Source organism: Kitasatospora sp. NPDC004723, assembly GCF_040609255.1.
In the GTDB taxonomy this organism is placed as follows: Bacteria; Actinomycetota; Actinomycetes; order Streptomycetales; family Streptomycetaceae; genus Kitasatospora.
In genome coordinates this window covers 39,133-61,286 of the sequence record NZ_JBEXJT010000034.1, presented here as the reverse complement: position 1 = coordinate 61,286, position 22,154 = coordinate 39,133, and the positions used below count along the sequence as shown (strand labels likewise).

The window sequence follows — 22,154 nt, the reverse complement described above, 5'->3', positions numbered from 1 at the left end:
GCTCACCCACATCCGGTCGACCGGGCTCTCGGGCTCCTCCACATCATCCGCACGACGGGACCGCGCCCCGGCTCCACGGATCGATCCGTGGAGCCGGGGCGCGGTCTTCTCGAGGCCACCGTCGGTACGTGCCGGCTGTGGCCGCTGCCGGTCTACCCCTACTCGGTGCCGGCGGGGAGGCTCGCGTTCTCGGCGAGCTTCCGGAGCTTCGCCTCGACGAGAGGCCCGATCTCCCGGAACATGTGCGGCGTCGTGATGGTCTGGTGGGTGCAATCCACCTCGTGGTGGGCGACCTCGCCGTCCACGTACATGCTCCAGGCATCCGCCGGAATGACGTAGCCGGAGCGGTGGCGAGTGGCCGCGAAGATCATCGCGTCCGTCGAGACCCGCTGGTGGCGGTATTTGCTCATCAGCATGATGTTGTTCTTGATGACGCTCATCAGGGTGACGAAGCGGCTCTCCTCGAGGCTGCCGAGGACCGTGTTCGTCCCACGTGCGAGCTTGGAGAAGTCCTCGAACGTGGGCATCCCATTGGCCAGTTGTTCGGTGTTGACTCCGAGCGCCTCCAGGATCGCGCCGTACATCAGCTGCATCTCGTCCTGCCTGTCGAACAGCTCCTCGGGGATCGGCTTGGCGGGATCGGAGTCCAGGAAGACCAGGAGGTCGACCCGCTCACCGCGTTCCGCGAGCCTCGCCGCGATGGCGTGGGACAGGATTCCGCCGAACGAGTGCCCCATCAGGTGGTAGGGCCCTTCAGGCTGCACCTTCAGCATCTGCTCGATGCAGTCGTCCGCCACCTCCTCGACGCTGTTGCGAAGCTCATCGGGATGAGCCAGCCCGTGGGCCTGCAGCCCGTAGACCGGGAAGTCCGGGCTGAGGTGCGGCAGGATTCCGGCGTACGACCAGCACATGCCCGCTCCCTGGTGCACGACGAACAGCGGAGCGTGCCGCCCCTGCTTCCGAAGCGGCAACAGGACCTCGAAGGCGCTGCTGGGTGTGCCGGCTTCGAGGCTCGCGGAGAGCTCGGCGACGGTCGGCGCCTCGAAGAGCGTCTGGAGGGGCATCTCGGTGCCGAGGGTGGCCCGGATCCTGCTGGTGAGCTGGGTCGCCAGCAGGGAGTGACCGCCGAGCGCGAAGAAGTTGTCGTCGATCCCGACGCTGGGCAGGCCGAGGATCTCCGCGAACAGGGTGCAGAGGATCTCCTCCTGCGGTGTGCGCGGTGCACGGCCGTCGGTGGTGGACGTGTACTCCGGTGCGGGAAGGGCCTTGCGGTCGATCTTGCCGTTCGGGGTCAGCGGAATGCGGTCCAGGGTGACGATCGCCGACGGGACCATGTACTCCGGCAACTGCGCCTGCAGCACCTGCCGCAACGCCGTCACCAGCGCCCCGCTGGTCCGCGCCCGGGCCGGGGAGTTCGTCAGAGCGGAACCACCACCGGAGGACCGGTAGACACCGGTCACCGCCCGGGTGTCCGCCGCGTCCAGCAGGACCGCGTCGAATCCGCCCGGAAGACCGGCACTCCACGTGACCACCGCCCGGAATCCGAGACCCTCGGCCCACCGGTGGAAGGCCTCCGGGTCGATCCCGGCCACCGAGCCGAGCACCGACCGCACCGCGTCCAGGTCCTCACCCGAGTCCAACGCCTCGACGGCAGCCGCCTCACCCGACAGACGCGCGTCGGGAACACCCGTCACACGAAGGCCGCCTTCGGCCAGCCGCTCCCCGAGCTGCTCCAAGGTCGTGAGGTCGCTCCCCCACCGCACCACCGGCAGGCCGGCCAGATCCGTCAACGCCTCCGCACCCTTGTGGAGGGCGACCTCGTAACGGTGGCGGGTCAGCTCGTTGTGCGCCTCACCACGCTTGAGGCGGATGTCCACACCCGCACCGCACTCGGCGGCGAGAGCGGTGAAGTAGTCCGGGTGGACCAGCAGTTCCTTCTCCACCACCAGGGCGTGCTCCACCGCCGAACGCAGCCTGGCCGCACTCGCCGCCCGCGGCGCCTGCACCGCGGCATGGAACATCCGCAGCTGTCCCAGATGACGGATGTCACCCAGCAGGACCCGGCCACCGTCCGCCAGCAACTCCAGCGCCTGACGCAGAACGGAGGTGAGGTACTCCCGGTTCGGGAAGTACTGCGCAACCGAGTTGATCACGATCGTGTCGAAGTAACCGGCGGGCAGCCCCGTGAAGTCCTCCGCCGGCCGGCAGCGCAACTCGACGTGCTCCCAGCCCCGCTCCGCGACCTGCCCCACCAACCGGGTCACCACCGGCTGGGACAGGTCGGTGCCCCAGTAGGCCTCCACCTCCCCCGCCAGCGGCGCCATCAACAGACCCGAACCGACACCGATCTCCAGCACCCGCCGCGGCGCGAAGGAACGAATCCGCTCCACCGTCGCCGCACGCCACTCCCGCATCTCCTCCAACGGGATCGCCTCACCCGTGTACGAGCTGTTCCACCCCGCGAAATCCTCACCCAACGACGCGGCCGAACCCTCGTACAACGAGTCGTACAACTCCCGCCAGTCCTCAACCTGCTCACCAGCGCCCACATCGGCACCACCACCGGCCCCCGGCACGACGTAAGCCACCAGACGGGTGTCACCGGGCTGGTCCTCACGCGGAACCACCACCGCCTGCGCCACCTCGGCATGCCGAGCCAGCACCGACTGGACCTCACCCGGCTCGATCCGGAACCCACGGATCTTCACCTGGTCATCACTACGACCCAGGTACTCCAGCTCACCCTCCCGGTTCCACCGCACCAGGTCACCCGTGCGATACATCCGGCCACCCGCCGCACCGAACGGATCCGCCACGAACCGCTCCGCCGACAGACCCGCACGCCCCAGATAACCACGCGCCAAACCCCGACCCGCCACATACAACTCACCCGCGACACCCTGCGGCACCGGCCGCAGATACTCGTCGAGGACGTGGGCGTAGGTGTTGTGGTTGGGGGCGCCGATGGGCGTGTAGGGCTCGGTGAGGGAGCGGCTGATGGTGGTGGAGATGGTGGCCTCGGTCGGCCCGTAGAGGTTGGCCATGTGGCGGCCGGGTGCCCACAACGGAACCAGCTCCGGCGGGCACGCCTCGGCGCCGACGATGAGGCCGGAGAGCTCGGTGAGCGTGCTGGGCGCCTGGGCCGGGAGGGTGGCCAGGACGGACGGCGGGATGAACGCGTGGGTGATCCGCCGGTCCGCCAGGACCCTGGCCAGATCCTCCCCCGCCAGACGGCCCGGCGGGGGCACGACGAGGGTGCCGCCGCCGCTGAGGGCCATCAGCAGTTCCAGGACGGAGGCGTCGAAGCTGGGCGAGGCCAGCTGCACGACCCGGCTCCGGTCAGTGGTACGGCAGCGCTCGACCAGCGTGGAGGCCAGCGAGGCCAGACCCGTGTGCGTAACGGTGACGCCCTTGGGCCGACCCGTGGAACCCGAGGTGTAGATCACGTAGGCGGTGTTCACCGGGGTGAGCGGCGCGACCCGCTCCGCATCCGTCGGATCGCTCGCCGGCTGCCCGTCCCAGACCCCGGCCAGCTCCTCGACCGCCAGACCCTCCGGCAACTCCTCCGCCAGCCGCCCCGTGGTGAGCAACAGGGCGGGAGCGGCATCCGCGAGCATGTACGCGATGCGATCCGCCGGGTAGTCCGGGTCGACCGGCAGGTAACCCGCGCCCGCCTTCACCACACCCAGGATCGCCGCGAACAGTTCCGCGCCGCGCGGCAGCGCCAGCCCGACCAGGTCCTCAGCCCCGATGCCCCGGCCGATCAGCCAGTGCGCGATCCGGTTGGCACGCGCGTTCAGCTCCGCATACGTCCAGGTCGCATCGCCGGCCTCCAGCGCCACCGCGTCCGGCGCAACCGCCACCCTGGCCTCGAACAGCCCGGGCAGCGTCGCTTCCTCGACCTCGGGCCGGAACGTGGTCACCCAGTCCCGGAGCCGGGCCTCCTCACCCTCGGTGAGGAAGTCCAGCGAGCCGATCGGCCGGGACGGATCGGCGGAGACCGCCTTCAACAGCCGGGCCCAACGCTCGGTCAACGCCTCGATCGTCGACCGGTCGTACAGGTCCGTCGCGAACTCGATGTATCCGGCGACCCCCGTGGGCGAGCCGTCACGTTCGTGGAACTCGCCGATGTTGACGAACAGGTCGAAGCGGGACGTGTCCGTTGCCGCGGGCTGGTGGCTGACCCGCAGTCCCGGGAGCTGGAATTCGGCCTGCTCGTTGTTCTGCAGAGCCAGCATGACCTGGAAGAGCGGGTGGTGTGCCGCGGAACGGCGGGGGTTGAGCTTCTCCACCAGGTACTGGAACGGGACGTCCTGGTGCGCGTAGGCCTCCAGGCTGGTCCGCCGGACCTGCGCCAGCAGGTCGGTGAAGGACGGGTTGCCGGCCGTGTCGGTGCGCAGCACCAGGGTGTTGACGAAGAAGCCGACCAGGTCGTCGAGGTTCTCGTCGGTCCGCCCGGCGATACCGCTGCCGATCGGGATGTCGGTCCCGGCACCGAGGCGGGTCATCAGGGCGGCCATGGAGGCCTGCAGCACCATGAACACCGTCGCCCCGGCCGACCGGGCCAGCTGCGCGAGGTCCCGGTGCAGGTCGGCGTCGAAGGAGAAGGCGCAGACGTCACCGGCGTTGCCGGCGGTGGTGGGGCGGGGCCGGTCGGTGGGGACGGTGACCTGCTCCGGCAGACCGGCCAACTGCTCAGCCCAGTAACCGTACTGGCGACTGAACGGGCTCTCCGGGTCGCTGTCGTCACCGAGCAGCTCGCGCTGCCACAGCGTGTAGTCGGCGTACTGGACCGGCAGCTGCGGCCAGTCCGGCTCGGCACCCGTCAGGCGGGCGGTGTAGGCCGCGATCAGGTCGCGGGCCAGCGGCGCCATCGACCAGCCGTCACCGGCGATGTGGTGCAGCACCAGCATCAGCACCGAATCCGTCGGGCTGACGGTCAACAGCTCCGCGTGGAGCGGCACCTGGACCGACAGGTCGAACTCGTGGCGGGCGGCCCGGTTCAGCTCCTCCTGGATCCGGTCCTCGTCCACGGGGACGGCGTGCAGGTCGATGCGGGACCGATCGGGATCGAGGATGTACTGGCGGCCCTGTCCGTCGACGTCCCGGAAGACGGTGCGCAGCGCCTCGTGGCGTGCGATGACGTCGTTGATGGCGTCCTGCAGCGCCTGCCGGTCCAGGTCACCGGTCAGCCGCAGGGCGAGCGGCATGTTGTAGGTGGCGGAGGGGCCTTCCAGCTTGTGGATGAACCACAGCCGCTCCTGGGCGAACGACAGCGGGATGGCCTCGGGCCGGGTGGCCGGCGCCAGGGCGAGCCGTGTCTGCCCGTGCCCCTCCACCAGGCGCTCGGCCAGCTGGGCCACGGTCGGCGCCTCGAAGAAGGCCCGCAGCGGGGCCTCGATGCCCAGGGTCTTGCGGATGCGGCTGATCAGACGGGTGGCCAGCAGCGAGTGACCGCCCAGGTCGAAGAAGCTGTCGTCGACCCCGACACTCGGCCGTCCCAGGACCTCGGCGAACAGCGTGCACAGGATCTCCTCCCGCGGGGTGCGGGGGGCACGCCCGGTGGAGACGGGGGCGCGGTCAGGAGCCGGGAGTGCCGCGCGGTCGATCTTCCCGTTCGGGGTGAGCGGGATGCGGTCGATGACGATGACGGCAGCGGGGACCATGTAGTCCGGGAGCTGCTGCCGCAGGTCCTGTCGCAGCTGCGGCAGTGCGGGCTCGCCTCCGCCGCTCGGCACGATGTAGGCGATCAGGCGGACGTCGCCGGGCTGCTCCTCGCGGGCGACGACGACGGCCTGGGCGACCTCGGGGTTCCGGGTGAGCGCGGCCTGGACCTCTCCGGGCTCGATCCGGAACCCGCGGATCTTCACCTGGTCATCGCTACGGCCCAGGTACTCCAGCTCACCGTCCCGGTTCCACCGCACCAGGTCACCCGTGCGGTACATCCGGTCGCCCGCCGCACCGAACGGATCCGCCACAAACCGCTCGGCACTCAGACCGGGCCGGTTCAGGTAGCCACGGCCCACGCCCTTGCCCGCGACGTAGAGCTCGCCCGCGACACCCGGAGGAACCGGCTGCAGGTACTCGTCCAGCACGTGGAGCCGGGCGTTGGCGACCGGGTATCCGATGGGGGCGCGCCCGGCTGCGAACGGCCGGCTGATCGTCGCGTACACGGTGCACTCCGTCGGCCCGTACGCGTTGATCATCCGACGGCCCGGCGACCAGCGGTCCACCAGTGCCGGCGGTGTGGGCTCACCGATCATGCCCAGGACGTTCAGCTCGGACAGCTCGGCCTCGCTTCCCTCGGGCAGGCTCGCGAGCCGCGAGGCGGTGATGAAGGCGTGCGTGATGTGCCCGTCGGCGATGACCCTGGCGAGCTCAAGGCCCGCCAGGCGACCGCCGGACGGCAGCACGAGGGTTGCGCCCGCGGCGAAAGCCATGAAGATCTCGACCACAGCGGGGTCGAAGCTGGGCGAGGCCAGTTGCAGGACGCGGCTCTCCGGACCGGCCTCGCACCGCTCGACCGCGGTGGCTATGAGGTCGGCCAGCCCGGAGTGGGCGATGACGCTGCCCTTGGGCCGGCCGGTGGAGCCGGAGGTGTAGAAGGTGTAGGCGGTGTTCGCCGGGGTGAGCGGTGCGATCCGGTCCGTATCGGTCGGGTCGCCGGTCGGCTGCTGGTCCCACAGCCTGGCCTGGGACTCGATCGTGAGGATCTCGCTGCCGGGACCGGCAGCGCCGACGAGGTCCTCACTCAACCGGTCGGTGGTGAGCAGCAGGGCGGGGGCGGCATCCGCGAGCATGTAAGCGATGCGATCCGCCGGGTAGTCCGGGTCGACCGGCAGGTAGGCGGCGCCCGCCTTCGCGATGCCCAGGATCACGGCGAGCTGCTCGGCGCTGCGCGGCAGCGCGAGGCCGACGAGCTGCTCCGCCCCGATGCCCCGGCCGATCAGCCAGTGCGCGATCCGGTTGGCACGGGCGTTCAGCTCCGCATACGTCCAGGTCGCGTCCCCGGCCTCCAGGGCGGTGGCGTCGGGCGTGGCCTGCACCCGGGCCTGGAACAGCTCCGACAGCGTGGCGTCGCCGATCTCGGGCCGGGGGGTGGCCGCCCAGCTGCGCAGCTGGTGACGCTCGCCCGGGGCGAGGATGTCCAGCGAGCCGATCGGACGGGACGGGTCGGCGGCGACCGCCTTCAGCAGCCGGGCCCAGCGTGCGGTCAGCGCCTCGATCGTCGACCGGTCGTACAGGTCGGTGGCGAACTCGACCGTACCGGACATGCCGGCCGGGGTGCCGTTGTCGTCCCGGTGCTCCCCCATGTTGATGAACATGTCGAACCTGGACGTGCCCAGGGCCACGCCGGCCGGTTCCGCTTGCAGGTCGGGCAGTTCGAAGTCCGGCTGCTCGGTGTTGAGGAGGGCGAGCATGACCTGGAACAGGGGGTGGTGCGTGGTGCTGCGGTGCGGGTTGAGCTTCTCCACCAGGTGCTCGAACGGGATGTCCTGGTGGGCGTAGGCCTCCAGGCTCGTCCGGCGGACCTGCGCCAGCAGGTCGGTGAAGGACGGGTTGCCCGCCGTGTCCGTCCGTACCACGAGGGTGTTGACGAAGAAGCCGATGAGCTGGTCGAGGTTCTCGTCGGTGCGTCCGGCGATCGGTGCACCGAGCGGGATGTCCGTTCCGGCACCGAGACGGGTCAGCAGAGCGGCGAAGGACGCCTGCAGCACCATGAACATGGTGGTGCCGGTCGAACGCGCCAGCTCGGACAGCGCCTGGTGCAGCTCCGCGTCGATGCCGAAGGTGGTGGAATCGCCGGCGTAACTGGCGACGGCCGGGCGGGGCCGGTCGGCGGGGACGGTGACCTGCTCCGGCAGACCGGCCAACTGCTCTGCCCAGTAATCCTGTTGGCGGACGAAGAGGCTGTCGGGATCGGTGTCGTCACCGAGCAGGTCGCGCTGCCACAGGGTGTAGTCGGCGTACTGCACCGGCAGCTGCGGCCACTGCGGCGCGGAACCCTCCAGTCGGGCGGAGTACCCGGCGACCAGGTCGCGGGCCAACGGCGCGAGCGACCAGCCGTCACCGGCGATGTGGTGCAGCACCAGCATCAGCACCGACTCGCTCGGGCTGACGGTGAACAGCTCGGCGTGCAACGGCACCTGGACCGACAGGTCGAACTCGTGCCGGGCGGCCTGCTCCAGCACCTGCATGACGTCGGCCTGATCGACCTGCTGGACGTGCAGGTCGATGCGAGCGTGCTCGGGGTCGAGAACGCGCTGGTGGGGCTGCCCGTCGACGTCCTCGAAGACGGTGCGCAGTGCCTCGTGCCGCGCGATGACGTCGCTGATGGCCTCCCGCAGCGCCTGCTGGTCCAATTGACCGGTGAGCCGCAGCACCAACGGAATGTTGTAGGTGGCGGAGGGGCCTTCCAGCTGGTGCAGGAACCAGAGTTGCTGCTGGGCGTAGGAGAGGGGAAGGGGGTTGGGCCGGGTGGCGGGCAGGAGCGGCGGGCGCAGCTCGCTGTTCCGGGTCAGGCGCGGCGCGAGCCTGGCAACCGTGGGCGCCTCGAAGAGTGTCTGGAGAGGCGCCTCGGTGCCGAGGGTGGTCCGGATCCTGCTGGAGAGCTGGGTCGCCAGCAGGGAGTGACCGCCGAGCTCGAAGAAGTCGTCGTCCACCGTGACACCCGGCACGCCCAGCACCTCGGCGAACAGCGCGCACAGGATCTCCTCCTGCGGTGTGCGCGGTGCACGGCCGCCGGCGGTGGACGTGTACTCCGGTGCGGGAAGGGCCTTGCGGTCGATCTTGCCGTTCGGGGTCAGCGGAATGCGGTCCAGGGTGACGATCGCCGACGGGACCATGTACTCCGGCAACTGCGCCTGCAGCACCTGCCGCAGCGCCGTCACCAGTGCCCCGCTGGTGCGCGCCCGGGCCGGGGAGTTCGTCAGAGCGGAACCGCCACCGGAGGACCGGTAGACACCGGTCACCGCCCGGGTGTCCGCCGCGTCCAGCAGGACCGCGTCGAACCCGCCCGGAAGACCGGCGCTCCACGTGACCACCGCCCGGAATCCGAGACCCTCGGCCCACCCGTGGAAGGCCTCCGGATCGATCCCGGCCACCGAGCCGAGCACCGACCGCACCGCGTCCAGGTCCTCACCGGCGTCCAACGCCTCGACGGCAGCCGCCTCACCCGACAGACGCGCGTCGGGAACACCCACCACACGAAGCGGCACACCACCGGCAAGCCGCTCCCGCAACCCGTCCAACGTGCTGAGGTCGCTCCCCCACCGCACCACCGGCAGGCCGGCCAGATCCGTCAACGCCTCCGCACCCTTGTGAAGGGCGACCTCGTAACGGTGGCGGGTCAGCTCGTTGTGCGCCTCACCGCGCTTGATCCGGATGTCCACACCCACACCGCACTCGGCGGCGAGAGCGGTGAAATAGTCCGGGTGGACCAGCAGTTCCTTCTCCACCACCAGGGCGTGCTCCACCGCCGAACGCAGCCTGGCCGCACTCGCCGCCCGCGGCGCCTGCACCGCGGCATGGAACATCCGCAGCTGTCCCAGATGACGGATGTCACCCAGCAGAACCCGGCCACCCTCCGCCAACAACTCCAGAGCCTGACGCAGAACGGAGGTGAGGTACTCCCGGTTCGGGAAGTACTGCGCGACCGAGTTGATCACGATCGTGTCGAAGTAACCGGTAGGTAGTCCGGTGAAGTCCTCCGCCGGCCGGCAGCGCAACTCGACGTGCTCCCAGCCCCGCTCCGCGACCTGCCCCACCAGCCGGGTCACCACCGGCTGCGACAGATCCGTACCCCAGTAGGCCTCCACCTCCCCCGCCAGCGGCGCCATCAGCAGACCCGAACCGACACCGATCTCCAACACCCGCCGCGGCGCGAAGGAACGAATCCGCTCCACCGTCGCCGCACGCCACTCCCGCATCTCCTCCAACGGGATCGCCTCACCCGTGTACGAGCTGTTCCACCCCGCGAAATCCTCACCCAACGACGCGGCCGAACCCTCGTACAACGAGTCGTACAACTCCCGCCAGTCCTCAACCTGCTCACCGGCACCGACGCCCACGTCGGCACCACCGGCCCCCGGAACGACGTAAGCCACCAGACGGGTGTCACCGGGCTGGTCCTCACGCGGAACCACCACCGCCTGCGCCACCTCGGCATGCCGCGCCAGCACCGACTGGACCTCACCCGGCTCGATCCGGAACCCACGGATCTTCACCTGGTCATCACTACGACCCAGGTACTCCAGCTCACCCTCCCGGTTCCACCGCACCAGGTCACCCGTGCGATACATCCGGCCACCCGCCGCACCGAACGGGTCCGCCACGAACCGCTCCGCCGACAGACCCGCACGCCCCAGATAGCCACGCGCCAGACCCCGACCCGCCACGTACAGCTCACCCGCGACACCCTGCGGCACCGGCCGCAGATACTCGTCGAGGACGTACACCCGGGTGTTGACCACAGGCCGCCCGATCGGGACATGGGTACCCGACAGCGGACCACCGGTCGACGCATAGACGGTGGTCTCGGTCGGCCCATAAGCGTTGATCATCCGACGCCCCACCGACCACCGCTCCGCCAGATCGGGCGGGCACGCCTCACCCGCCACCACGACGGTGCCCAGATCAGGCAACGCACCCTCAGTACCGGACGGCAGACTCGCCAGAGCCGACGGCGGCAGGAACACATGACTGATCCGCCGCTCGGCCAGCACCCGGCCCAGCTCCTCACCCGCCAGCAGGGAAACCCGCGGCACCACCAACGTGGCCCCCACGGCAAACCCGAGCATCAACTCGATGACCGAGACATCGAAACTCGCCGAGGTGAACCGCAGCACACGACTGCCCTCACCAAGAGCGCAACGCTCGACCAGCGTGGCGACCAACGACGCCAGACCCGTATGCGCGACAGTGACACCCTTGGGCCGACCCGTGGAACCCGACGTGTAGATCGTGTACGCGGTGTTCGCCGGGGCGAGCGGCGCAACCCGCTCCGCATCCGTCGGATCACTCGCCGGCTGCCCGTCCCAGACCCCGGCCAGCCCCTCCACGGCCAACTCCTCGACCGCCAGACCCTCCGGCACCCCCTCCGCCAGCCGCCCCGTGCTGAGCAACAGGACGGGAGCCGCATCCGCCAACATGTACGCGATGCGATCCGCCGGGTACTCCGGATCCACCGGCAGATAACCCGCGCCCGCCTTCACCACACCCAGGATCACCGCGACCTGCTCGACACCGCGCGGCAACGCCACACCGACCAGATCCTCAGCCCCGACACCCCGGCCGATCAGCCAATGCGCGACCTGATTCGCCCGCGCGTTCAACTCCGCATACGTCCACGTCTCATCCCCGGCCTCCAACGCCACCACGTCCGGCGCGACCGCCACCCTGGCCTCGAACAGCCCGGGCAGGGTCGAGTCCTCGACCTCGGGCCGGGACGTGGTCGCCCAGTCCCGGAGCCGAACGCCTTCCCCGGAGGTGATGAGCTCCAGCGAGCCGATCCGCCGGGACGGGTCGGCGGCGATCGCCGTCAGCAGCCGGGCCCAGCGCGCGATCAGCGTCTCGATCGTGCTCAAGTCGTACAGGTCAGTCGCGAACTCGATGGCTCCGCCGATGCCTGCGGGCTCGTGGTCGCCGTCGTACTCCTCGGTCAGGGTGACCATCAGGTCGAAGCGCGAGGTGCTCGTGTGCGCACTCTCGGAGCGCATCTGCATTCCCGGCAACTCGAATTCGGCCTGCTCGTTGTTCTGCAGGGCGAGCGCGACCTGGAAGAGCGGGTGGTGCGAAGCGGAGCGGTGCGGGTTGAGCTTCTCCACCAGGTACTGGAACGGGACGTCCTGGTGGGCATGAGCCGCCAGGCTGGTCCGGCGGACCTGCGCCAGCAGGTCGGTGAAGGACGGGTTGCCGGCCGTGTCGGTCCGCAGGACCAGGGTGTTGACGAAGAACCCGACCAGGTCGTCGAGGTTCTCGTCGGTCCGCCCGGCGATCGGAGAACCGATCGGGATGTCCGTACCGGCGCCGAGACGGGTCAGCAGAGCGGCCACGGATGCCTGCAGCACCATGAACACCGTTGCCCCGGACGACCGGGCCAGCTCGGCGAGGTCCCGGTGCAGGTCCGCGCCGAAGTTGAAGTTGCACGCGGCACCGGCGTTGCCCGCGACGGCGGGGCGGGGCCGGTCGGTGGGGACGGTGACCTGCTCCGGCAGACCGGCCAACTGCTCCGCCCAGTAGCCGTACTGGCGGCTGAAGGCGCTCTCCGGGTCGCTGTCGTCACCGAGCAGCGCACGCTGCCACAGCGTGTAGTCGGCGTACTGCACCGGCAGCTGCGGCCAGTCCGGCTCGGCACCCGTCAGGCGGGCGGTGTAGGCCGCGATCAGGTCGCGGGCCAGCGGCGCGAGCGACCAGCCGTCACCGGCGATGTGGTGCAGTACCAGCATCAGCACCGAATCGCTCGGGCTGACGGCCAACAACTCGGCGCGCACGGGAACTTGGCCGGAAAGGTCGAACTCGTACCGGGCCGCTTCGTCGAGTTGTGCGGGGAGCGTGCCCTCACTGCTCGGTACGGCCTGCAGCATGATCTGTGCCTGGTCGGGGGCGAGGACGTGCTGGCTGGGCTGACCGTCGACCTCCCGGAAGACGGTGCGCAGCGCCTCGTGGCGGGCGATCACATCGGTGAGGGCGTCCTGCAGTGCCTGCCGGTCCAGGTCACCGGTCAACCGCAGGGCGAAGGCCATGTTGTAGGTGGCCGAAGGACCTTCCAACTTGTGCAGGAACCACAACCGCTCCTGCGCGAACGACAGCGGCAGCACCTGCGGCCGCGCGACCGGCACCAGCGCCGGGCGCAGCTCGCCCGCGTGGTCGGCCAATCGCCGGGCGAGCTGGGTCACGCTCGGGGCCTCGAAGATCGCGCGCAGCGGGATCTCGGTGCCGAGTGCGGCACGGACGCGGCTGATCAGACGAGTGGCCAGCAGCGAGTGACCGCCCAGGTCGAAGAAGTTGTCGTCGGCCCCGACCCCGGGCAGGCCGAGGATCTCGGCGAACGCCGCGCTGAGGATCTCTTCCTGCGGGGTGCGGGCGGCGCGGCCGATGCCGGCCGACGCGTAGACGGGAGCGGGCAGGGCGTTGCGGTCGATCTTCCCGTTCCGCGTCAGCGGGATGCTGTCGATCACCATGATCGCGGCCGGGACCATGTAGTCGGGAAGCTGTTGTCCCAGCTCACGGCGGAGCTGCGGCAGGGAGGGCTCGCCCCCCTGGTCGGCGTCCGGGACGATGTAGGCCACCAGGCGGACGTCGCCGGGCTGCTCCTCGCGGGCGACGACGACGGCCTGGGCGACCTCGGGGTTCCGGGTGAGCGCGGCCTGGACCTCTCCGGGCTCGATCCGGAATCCGCGGATCTTCACCTGGTCGTCGCTACGGCCCAGGTACTCCAGCTCACCGTCCCGGTTCCACCGCACCAGGTCACCCGTGCGGTACATCCGGCCCCCGGCCGCACCGAACGGGTCGGCGACGAACCGCTCGGCGGTCAGCGCCGGCCGGTTGAGGTAGCCGCGGGTCAGTCCCTTGCCGGCGATGTAGAGCTCGCCGCCCACCCCGACGGGGGCCGGCTGGAGACGTTCGTCCAGCACGTAGGTGAGGACGTTGTGGTTCGGGTACCCGATCGGGGTCGGCAGCTGGGTGAGTGGGCGGCTGATGGTGGTGAGGACGGTGGTCTCCGTCGGGCCGTAGACGTTGTACAGCGCACGGCCCGGCGCCCAGAGCTCGACCAGGTGCGGCGGGAACGGCTCCGCGCCGACGAGGAGGTGGACGAGGTCGGGCAGGTTCCGCGCGGTCTCGGCCGGGATGGTGTCGAGGATGGACGGCGGGATGAAGGCGTGGGTGATCCGCCGCTCAGCGAGGACGCGCCCGAGTTCCTCGCCGGCGAGACGGCCGGCCGGAGGCAGGACGAGGGTGCCGCCGTTGCTGATCGCCATGAGGAATTCCAGCATCGAGGCGTCGAAGCTGGGCGAGGCCAGTTGCAGGGTCCGGCTGTCGGGACCGGTGGCGGAGCGATCGCCCAGGGTGGCGGCGAGGCTGGCGAGTCCGGTGTGGGTGACGGTGGTGCCCTTGGGTCGGCCGGTGGAGCCGGAGGTGTAGATGGTGTAGGCGAGGTGCCGGGGGGTGAGCGGGGCGATCCGGTCCGCGTCGGTCGGGTCAGTGGTCGGCTGCCGGTCCGCGTCGGCCGAGTAGGCCCGGAGGGGGACGATCTCGGTTTCGCTGCCGGAGAGCCCCTGCGCCAACCCGTCGGTGGCGAGCACGAGTGCGGGAGCGGCATCCGCGAGCATGTAGGTGATGCGATCCGCCGGGTAGTCCGGGTCGATCGGCAGGTAGCCGGCACCCGCCTTCACCACACCCAGGATCGCCGCGAACAGTTCCGCGCCGCGCGGCAGCGCCAGGCCGACGAGCTGCTCCGCACCGATGCCCCGGCCGATCAGCCAGTGCGCGACCTGATTCGCCCGCGCGTTCAGCTCCGCGTACGTCCACGTCGCATCGCCGGTGTCGAGGACGGTCGTGTCCGGGCCCGCCTTGGTCACGGCCTCGAACAGCTCGGGCAGGGTGGCGTCGGCAAGGTCAGGGCGGGATGTGGTCGCCCAGTCGCGGAGTTGGCTTCGTTCGCCGGGGACGAGGATGTCCGGCGAACCGATGGGCTGGGTCGGGTCGGCGGCGACCGCCTTCAGCAGCACGGTCCAGCGCTCGGTCAGCGCCTCGATCGTCGACCGGTCGTACAGGTCGGTCGCGAACTCGATCATCCCGTGCATGCCGGAGGGCACACCGTTGTCGCCGCGATCCTCGGTCACGACGATGGCGAGGTCGAATCGCGCGGTGCCGGTTCCGACGCCGCCGGACTCGACCTGGAGTCCCGGCAATTCGAAGTTCGGCTGCTGGGTGTTCTGGAGTCCCAGGGAGATCTGGAACAGCGGGTGGTGGCTGGAGGAGCGGTGCGGGTTGAGCTTCTCCACCAGGTGCTCGAACGGGATGTCCTGGTGGGCGTAGGCCTCCAGGTTGCTCCGGCGGACCTGCGCCAGCAGGTCGGTGAAGGACGGGTTGCCCGCCGTGTCCGTGCGTACCACGAGGGTGTTGACGAAGAAGCCGATGAGCTGGTCGAGGTTCTCGTCGGTGCGTCCGGCGATCGGTGCGCCGAGCGGGATGTCCGTGCCGGCACCGAGACGGGTCAGCAGAGCGGCGAAGGACGCCTGCAGCACCATGAACATGGTGGTGCCGGTGGAACGGGCCAGCTCGGACAGCGCCTGGTGCAGCTCCGCGTCGATGCCGAAGGTGCTCACGTCACCCGCGTAGCCGGCCACCACGGGGCGGGGCCGGTCGGTGGGGACGGTGACCTGCTCCGGCAGGCCGGCCAACTGCCCGGTCCAGTACTGCTGCTGGCGGGCGAACAGGCTGTCGGGATCGGTGTCGTCACCGAGCAGGTCGCGCTGCCACAGGGTGTAGTCGGCGTACTGCACCGGCAGCTGCGGCCAGTCCGGCTCGGCACCCGTCAGTCGGGCGGAGTACGCGGCCACCAGGTCCTGGGCCAGCCGGCCCATGGACCAGCCGTCACCGGCGATGTGGTGCAGCACCAGCATCAGCACCGAATCCGTCGGGCTGACGGTGAACAACTCGGCGTGCAACGGCACCTGGACCGACAGGTCGAACTCGTGCCGAGCGGCCTGACGCAGCTGGTGGGAGAGACCGTCCTCGCTCGTGGTGCCGATCCGCAGGTCGATCCGGGCGTGCTCGGGGTCGAGAACGCGCTGACGGGGCTGCCCGTCGACCTCCTCGAAGACCGTGCGCAGCGCCTCGTGGCGTGCGATGACGTCGTTGATGGCCTCCCGCAGCGCCTGCCGGTCCAGGTCACCCGTCAGCCGCAGGGCGAGCGGCATGTTGTAGGTGGCGGAGGGGCCTTCCAGCTGGTGCAGGAACCACAGCCGCTGCTGGGCGAAGGAGAGCGGCAGCACCTCCGGGCGGGGCAGCGCGACGAGAGCCGGACGCGTCGCCCCCTCGTCCAGCCGCACGGAGAGCTTGGCAACCGTGGGCGCCTCGAAGAGCGCCTGGAGGGGCATCTCGGTGCCGAGGGTGGTCCGGATCCTGCTGGAGAGCTGGGTCGCCAGCAGGGAGTGACCGCCGAGCGAGAAGAAGTCGTCGTCCACCGTGACACCCGGCACGCCCAGCACCTCGGCGAACAGCGCGCACAGGATCTCCTCCTGCGGCGTGCGCGGTGCGCGGCCTCCGGCAGTGGACGTGTACTCCGGTGCGGGAAGGGCCTTGCGGTCGATCTTGCCGTTCGGCGTCAGCGGAATGCGGTCCAGGGTGATGATCGCCGACGGGACCATGTACTCCGGCAACTGCGCCTGCAACACCTGCCGCAGCACCGTCACCAGCGCCCCGCTCGTCCGCGCCCGGGCCGGGGAGTTCGTCAGAGCGGAACCACCACCGGAGGACCGGTAGACACCGGTCACCGCCCGGGTGTCCGCCGCGTCCAGCAGGACCGCGTCGAACCCGCCCGGAAGACCGGCACTCCACGTGACCACCGCCCGGAACCCGAGACCCTCGGCCCACCGGTGGAAGGCCTCCGGATCGATCCCGGCCACCGAGCCGAGCACCGACCGCACCGCGTCCAGGTCCTCACCGGCGTCCAGCGCCTCGACGGCAGCAGACTCGCCCGACAGACGCGCGTTGGGAACACCCACCACACGAAGGCCGCCTTCGGCCAGCCGCTCCCCGAGCTGCTCCAAGGTCGTGAGGTCGCTCCCCCAGTGCAGGACCGGCTGGCCGGCCTGGTCGCCCGAACCGGCAACGTCGGTCAGCTCCGCCGGGTTCTTGTGGAGGGTGACGTCGTAGCGGTGGCGGGTCAGCTCGTTGTGCGCCTGACCGCGCTTGAGGCGGATGTCCACACCCGCACGGTGGGTGGCGGCGAAGGCGGTGAAGTAGTCCGGGTGGACCAGCAGTTCCTTCTCCACCACCAACGCGTGCTCCAGCGCGGAACGCAGCTGCTCGGCGCTGGCGGCCCTCGGCGCCTGCACGGCGGTCTGGAGGGTGCGCAGCAGTCCGACGTGGCGGATGTCGCCCAGGACGATCCGTCCGCTCTCGGCCAGAAGGTGGAACGCCTGGGTGAGGACGGAGGTGAGGTAGTCCTGGTTCGGGAAGTACTGCGCGACGGAGTTGATCACGATCGTGTCGAAGTAGCCGGCGGGCAGCCCGGTGAAGTCCTCCGCCGGCAGGCAGCGCAGCTGGACGTGCTCCCAGCCCCGCTCCGCGACCTGCCCCACCAGCCGGGTCACCACCGGCTGCGACAGGTCGGTGCCCCAGTAGGCCTCCACCTCCCCCGCCAGCGGCGCCATCAACAGACCCGAACCGACACCGATCTCCAGCACCCGCCGCGGCGCGAAGGAACGAATCCGCTCCACCGTCGCCGCACGCCACTCCCGCATCTCCTCCAACGGGATCGCCTCACCCGTGTACGAGCTGTTCCACCCCGCGAAATCCTCACCCAACGACGCGGCCGAACCCTCGTACAGCGAGTCGTTCAACTCCCGCCAGTGCTCGACCTGCTCACCGGCACCGACGTCGGCACCATCGGCCTCCGGAACGACGTAGGCCACCAGGCGGATGTCACCGGGCTGGTCCTCACGCGGAACCACCACCGCCTGCGCCACCTCGGCATGCCGAGCCAGCACCGACTGGATCTCACCCGGTTCGATCCGGAACCCACGGATCTTCACCTGGTCATCGACCCGGCCGAGGTACTCCAGCTCCCCGTCCCGGTTCCACCGCACCACATCACCCGTGCGGTACATCCGGCCCCCGGCACCACCGAACGGATCCGCCACGAACCGCTCCGCCGACAGACCCGCACGCCGCAGATAACCACGCGCCAGACCCCGACCCGCGACGTACAGCTCACCCGCGACACCCTGCGGCGCCTGTTCCAGATTCTCGTCCAGCACGTACACCTGGGTGTTGACCACCGGCCGCCCGAGCGGGACGTGGGTACCCGACAGCGGCTCACTGGCCGTGACGTCCACCGTCGTCTCCGTCGGACCGTAGGAGTTGATCATGCGGCGGCCGACCGACCACCGCTCGACCAGCTCCGGCGGGCACGCCTCACCGGACACCACGATCGTGCCCAGGTCGGACAGCGCCGACTCACTGCCCGCAGGAAGCGTCGCCAACACCGAGGGCGGGAGCGCCACATGGGTGATCCGCCGCTCGGCCAGCACGCGGACGAGCTCCTCGCCCACCAACCGCTGCGGCCCCGCCACCACCAGCACCGAGCCGGTCGTCAGCGCCATCACCAGCTCCCACACCGCGCCGTCGAAGCTCGGCGAGGCGAACTGCAGCACCCGACTGCCCGCGGTCACCGCGAACCGCTCCAGATGCGTCATCGTCAACGACGCCAGACCCGTGTGGGTGACGGCGACGCCCTTGGGCCGGCCCGTGGAACCCGAGGTGTAGATCGTGTAGGCGGTGTTCGCCGCCCTCAGCGGTGCGACCCGCTCCGCGTCCGTCGGATCGGTGACCGGCTGCCCGTCCCAGACCGCGGCCAGTTCCTCGACGGCCAGACCGCCCGGCAACTCCTCCGCCCGTCCCGCACCGGTGAGCAGCAGCACGGGAGCCGCATCGGCGAGCATGTACGCGATGCGCTCGGACGGGTACTCCGGATCCACCGGCAGGTAGCCCGCGCCCGCCTTCACGATGCCCAGGATCACCGCGATCTGATCCGCACTGCGCGGCAGCACCACACCGACCAGGTCCTCGGCCCCGATGCCGCGCGAGATCAGCCAGTGCGCGATCTGGTTCGCCCGCGCGTTCAACTCCCCGTAGGTGAGGAGGCGATCCCCGGTTTCCAGCGCGACGGCGTCCGACGAAGCCTCCACCTGGGCCTGGAAGAGCTCTGGCAGCGTCGGCTGCTCGGCCCGCTCGGACTGGACCACCCGGTCGAGGCGTTCGCGCAGGGTGAGGATGTTCAGGGCACCGATCCGGTGGGACGGGTTCGCGACCGCGGCCCGCAGCAACTGCGTCCACCGCTCGATCAGCGTCTGGATGGTGGCCCGGTCGTAGAGGTCGGTCGAGAACTCGATGAAGCCGCTGATTCCCGTCGGAGCGCGCTCGACGTCGTACTCCTCGCCAAGGCTGATGAGCACGTCGAGGCGCGAGGTGCTGGTGCGCGTCTCCTCCGGGCGGACCTGGAGGTCCGGCAGCTTGAAGTCCGCCTCTTCGGTGTTCTGCAGCACGAAGGCCACCTGGAAGAGCGGGTGGTGCGCGGCGGAGCGGTACGGGTTGAGCTTCTCCACCAGGTACTGGAACGGGATGTCCTGGTGCGCGTGAGCGGCCAGGCTGGTCTGGCGGACCTGCGCGAGCAGATCGGTGAAGACGGGGTTGCGAGCCGTGCTGGTGCGCAGCACGAGCGAGTTGACGAACAGCCCGATGAGGTCGTCGACGTTCTCGTCGGTACGCCCGGCGATACCGCTGCCGATCGGGATGTCGGTCCCGGCGCCGAGGCGGGTCATCAGGGCGGCCATGGAGGCCTGCAGCACCATGAACACGGTCGTGTCGGTGCTGCGGGCCAGCTCGGCGAGGTCCCGGTGCAGGTCCGCGTCAAGACTCAGCCGGATGACGTCGCCGGCATAGCTGGCGACGGCGGGGCGGGGCCGGTCGGTGGGGATGGTGACCTGCTCCGGCAAACCAGCGAGCTGCTCGGCCCAGTATTCGTACTGACGGGTGAACACGCTGGTCACGTCGGTCTCCTTGCCGAGAAGGTGGCGTTGCCAAAGGGTGTAGTCGGCGTACTGGACCGGCAGCTGCGGCCAGTCGGGGTCGTCGCCGGTCAGGCGAGCGGTGAAGGCGGCGATGAGGTCGCGGGCCAGGGGGGCCATCGACCAGCCGTCCGCAGCGATGTGATGGATGATCAGCATCAGTACCGACTCGGTCGGACTGAGGGTGTACAGCCGGGCGTCCAGCGGCACCTGTGCGGACAGGTCGAACTCGTGACGCGCGGCCCGGTTCAGCGTCTGAGTGAGGTCGGCCTCGTCGATCTGCTGGATGTGCAGGGCGACCCGGGCCCGGTCGGGGGTGAGGACGTGCTGGCCGGGCCGTCCGTCGACCTCCCGGAAGACGGTGCGCAGCGCCTCGTGGCGGGCGATGACGTCGTTGATGGCGTCCTGCAGCACCTGGGGGTCGAGATCACCCGTGAGACGCAGGGCGAAGGCCATGTTGTAGGTGGCCGAAGGGCCTTCGAGCTTGTGCAGGAACCACAACCGCTCCTGGGCGTAGGACAGCGGCAGCACCTGCGGCCGCGCGACCGGCACCAGCGCCGGGCGCAGTTCGCCCGCGTGGTCGGCCAGCCGACGCGCGAGCTGCGCCACGGTCGACGCCTCGAAGATCGCGCGCAGCGGGATCTCCACGCCCAGTGCCCTGCGTATCCGGCTGATCAGACGGGTGGCCAGCAGCGAGTGACCGCCCAGGTCGAAGAAGCTGTCGTCGACCCCGACGCTCGACAGGCCGAGGATCTCGGCGAACGCCGCGCTGAGGATCTCCTCCTGCGGCGTGCGGGCGGCACGCCCGGCGCCCGCCGCGGTGTAGACCGGGGCCGGCAGGGCCTTGCGGTCGATCTTCCCGTTCGCGGTCACCGGCATCCGGTCCAGCGCCACGACGGCCGCCGGGACCATGTAGTCCGGCATCTGCTGCCGCAGACGGTCGCGGACCTCCTCGGTGGACACACCGCGCTCCGGTTCCGGAACGACGTAGGCCACCAGGCGCACATCGCCGGGCTGGTCCTCACGCGGAACCACCAGGGCCTGCGCGACCCCGGGCATCCGCGTGAGCACCGCCTGGACCTCGCCGGGCTCGATTCGGAACCCGCGGATCTTCACCTGGTCATCGCTACGGCCGAGGTACTCCAGCTCACCGTCCCGGTTCCACCGCACCAGGTCACCCGTGCGGTACATCCGGCCTCCGGCCGCACCGAACGGATCCGCCACGAACCGCTCCGCCGACAGACCCGCACGCCCCAGATAACCACGCGCCATGACCGTACCGGCGCTGTACAGCTCCCCGGCGACACCTGGGGGCACCAACCGGAGGTACTCGTCCAGCACATAGAGCTGCGTGTGGACGATCGGCCGCCCGATCGTGACGTTCCTGCCCGCCAGCGGTGAGCTGATGGAGCTGACGAACGTCTCCGTCGTCCCGTACAGGTTGATCATCTGGCGGCCCTGCGACCAGTGCTCCACCACCTCGGGCGGGCACGCCTCGCCCGCTACCAGCACCGTGTGCAGGTAGCGCAGCGAGGCCGCGGTGGCCTCGGGCATGCTCGCCAGCGCCGACGGCGGGATGAACGCGTGGGTGACGCGGCGGTCGGCCAGAGTGCGCGCAAGCTCCTCCCCCGCGAGGCGGCCGGGCTGGGGCACGACGAGGGTGCCGCCACGGCTGATGGCCATGAGGATCTCGATGATCGAGACATCGAAGCTGGGGGAGGCCAGTTGCAGGACGCGACTGTCAGGACCGGTCGCGCAGCACTCGATCAGGCTGGCGATGACACCGGCCAGTCCGGTATGGGGGACGGCGGTGCCCTTGGGCCGGCCGGTGGAGCCGGAGGTGTAGATGACGTAGGCGGTGTTCGCCGGAGTGAGCGGCGCGACCCGGTCCGCGTCCGTCGGATCGCTCGCCGGCTGCCCGTCCCAGACCCCGGCCAACTCCTCGACGGCCAGACCCTCCGGCAACTCCTGCGCCAGCCGCCCGGTGGTGAGCAGCAGGGCGGGAGCGGCATCGGCCAGCATGTACGCGATGCGATCCGCCGGGTAGTCCGGGTCGACCGGCAGGTAGGCGGCGCCCGCCTTCGCGATGCCCAGGATCACCGCGAGCTGCTCCATGCGGCGGGGCAGAGCCACACCGACGAGCTGCTCCGCCCCGATGCCCCGGCCGATCAGCCAGTGCGCGATCCGGTTGGCACGCGCGTTCAGCTCCGCATACGTCCAAGCCGCGTCCCCGGCCTCCAGGGCGATGGCGTCGGGCGTGGCCTGCACCCGGGCCTGGAACAGCTCCGACAGCGTGGCCGCACCGATCCCCACACCCGGAATGCTCGCCCAGTCCCGGAGCTGGGCAGCCTCACCATG

General features: G+C 70.3%; 1 protein-coding gene (running past one end of the window). It reads right to left on the bottom strand.

The genetic code is table 11. The features are described from left to right. Positions 1–158 precede the first annotated feature (158 nt). On the bottom strand, positions 159–22,154 hold the 3' portion of the coding sequence (locus tag ABZW10_RS26990) for a non-ribosomal peptide synthase/polyketide synthase (protein ID WP_355370438.1). It continues 15,312 nt past the right edge of the window; only the last 21,996 of its 37,308 coding nucleotides appear in the window; its start codon lies off the right edge, out of view; it ends in the stop codon at positions 159–161.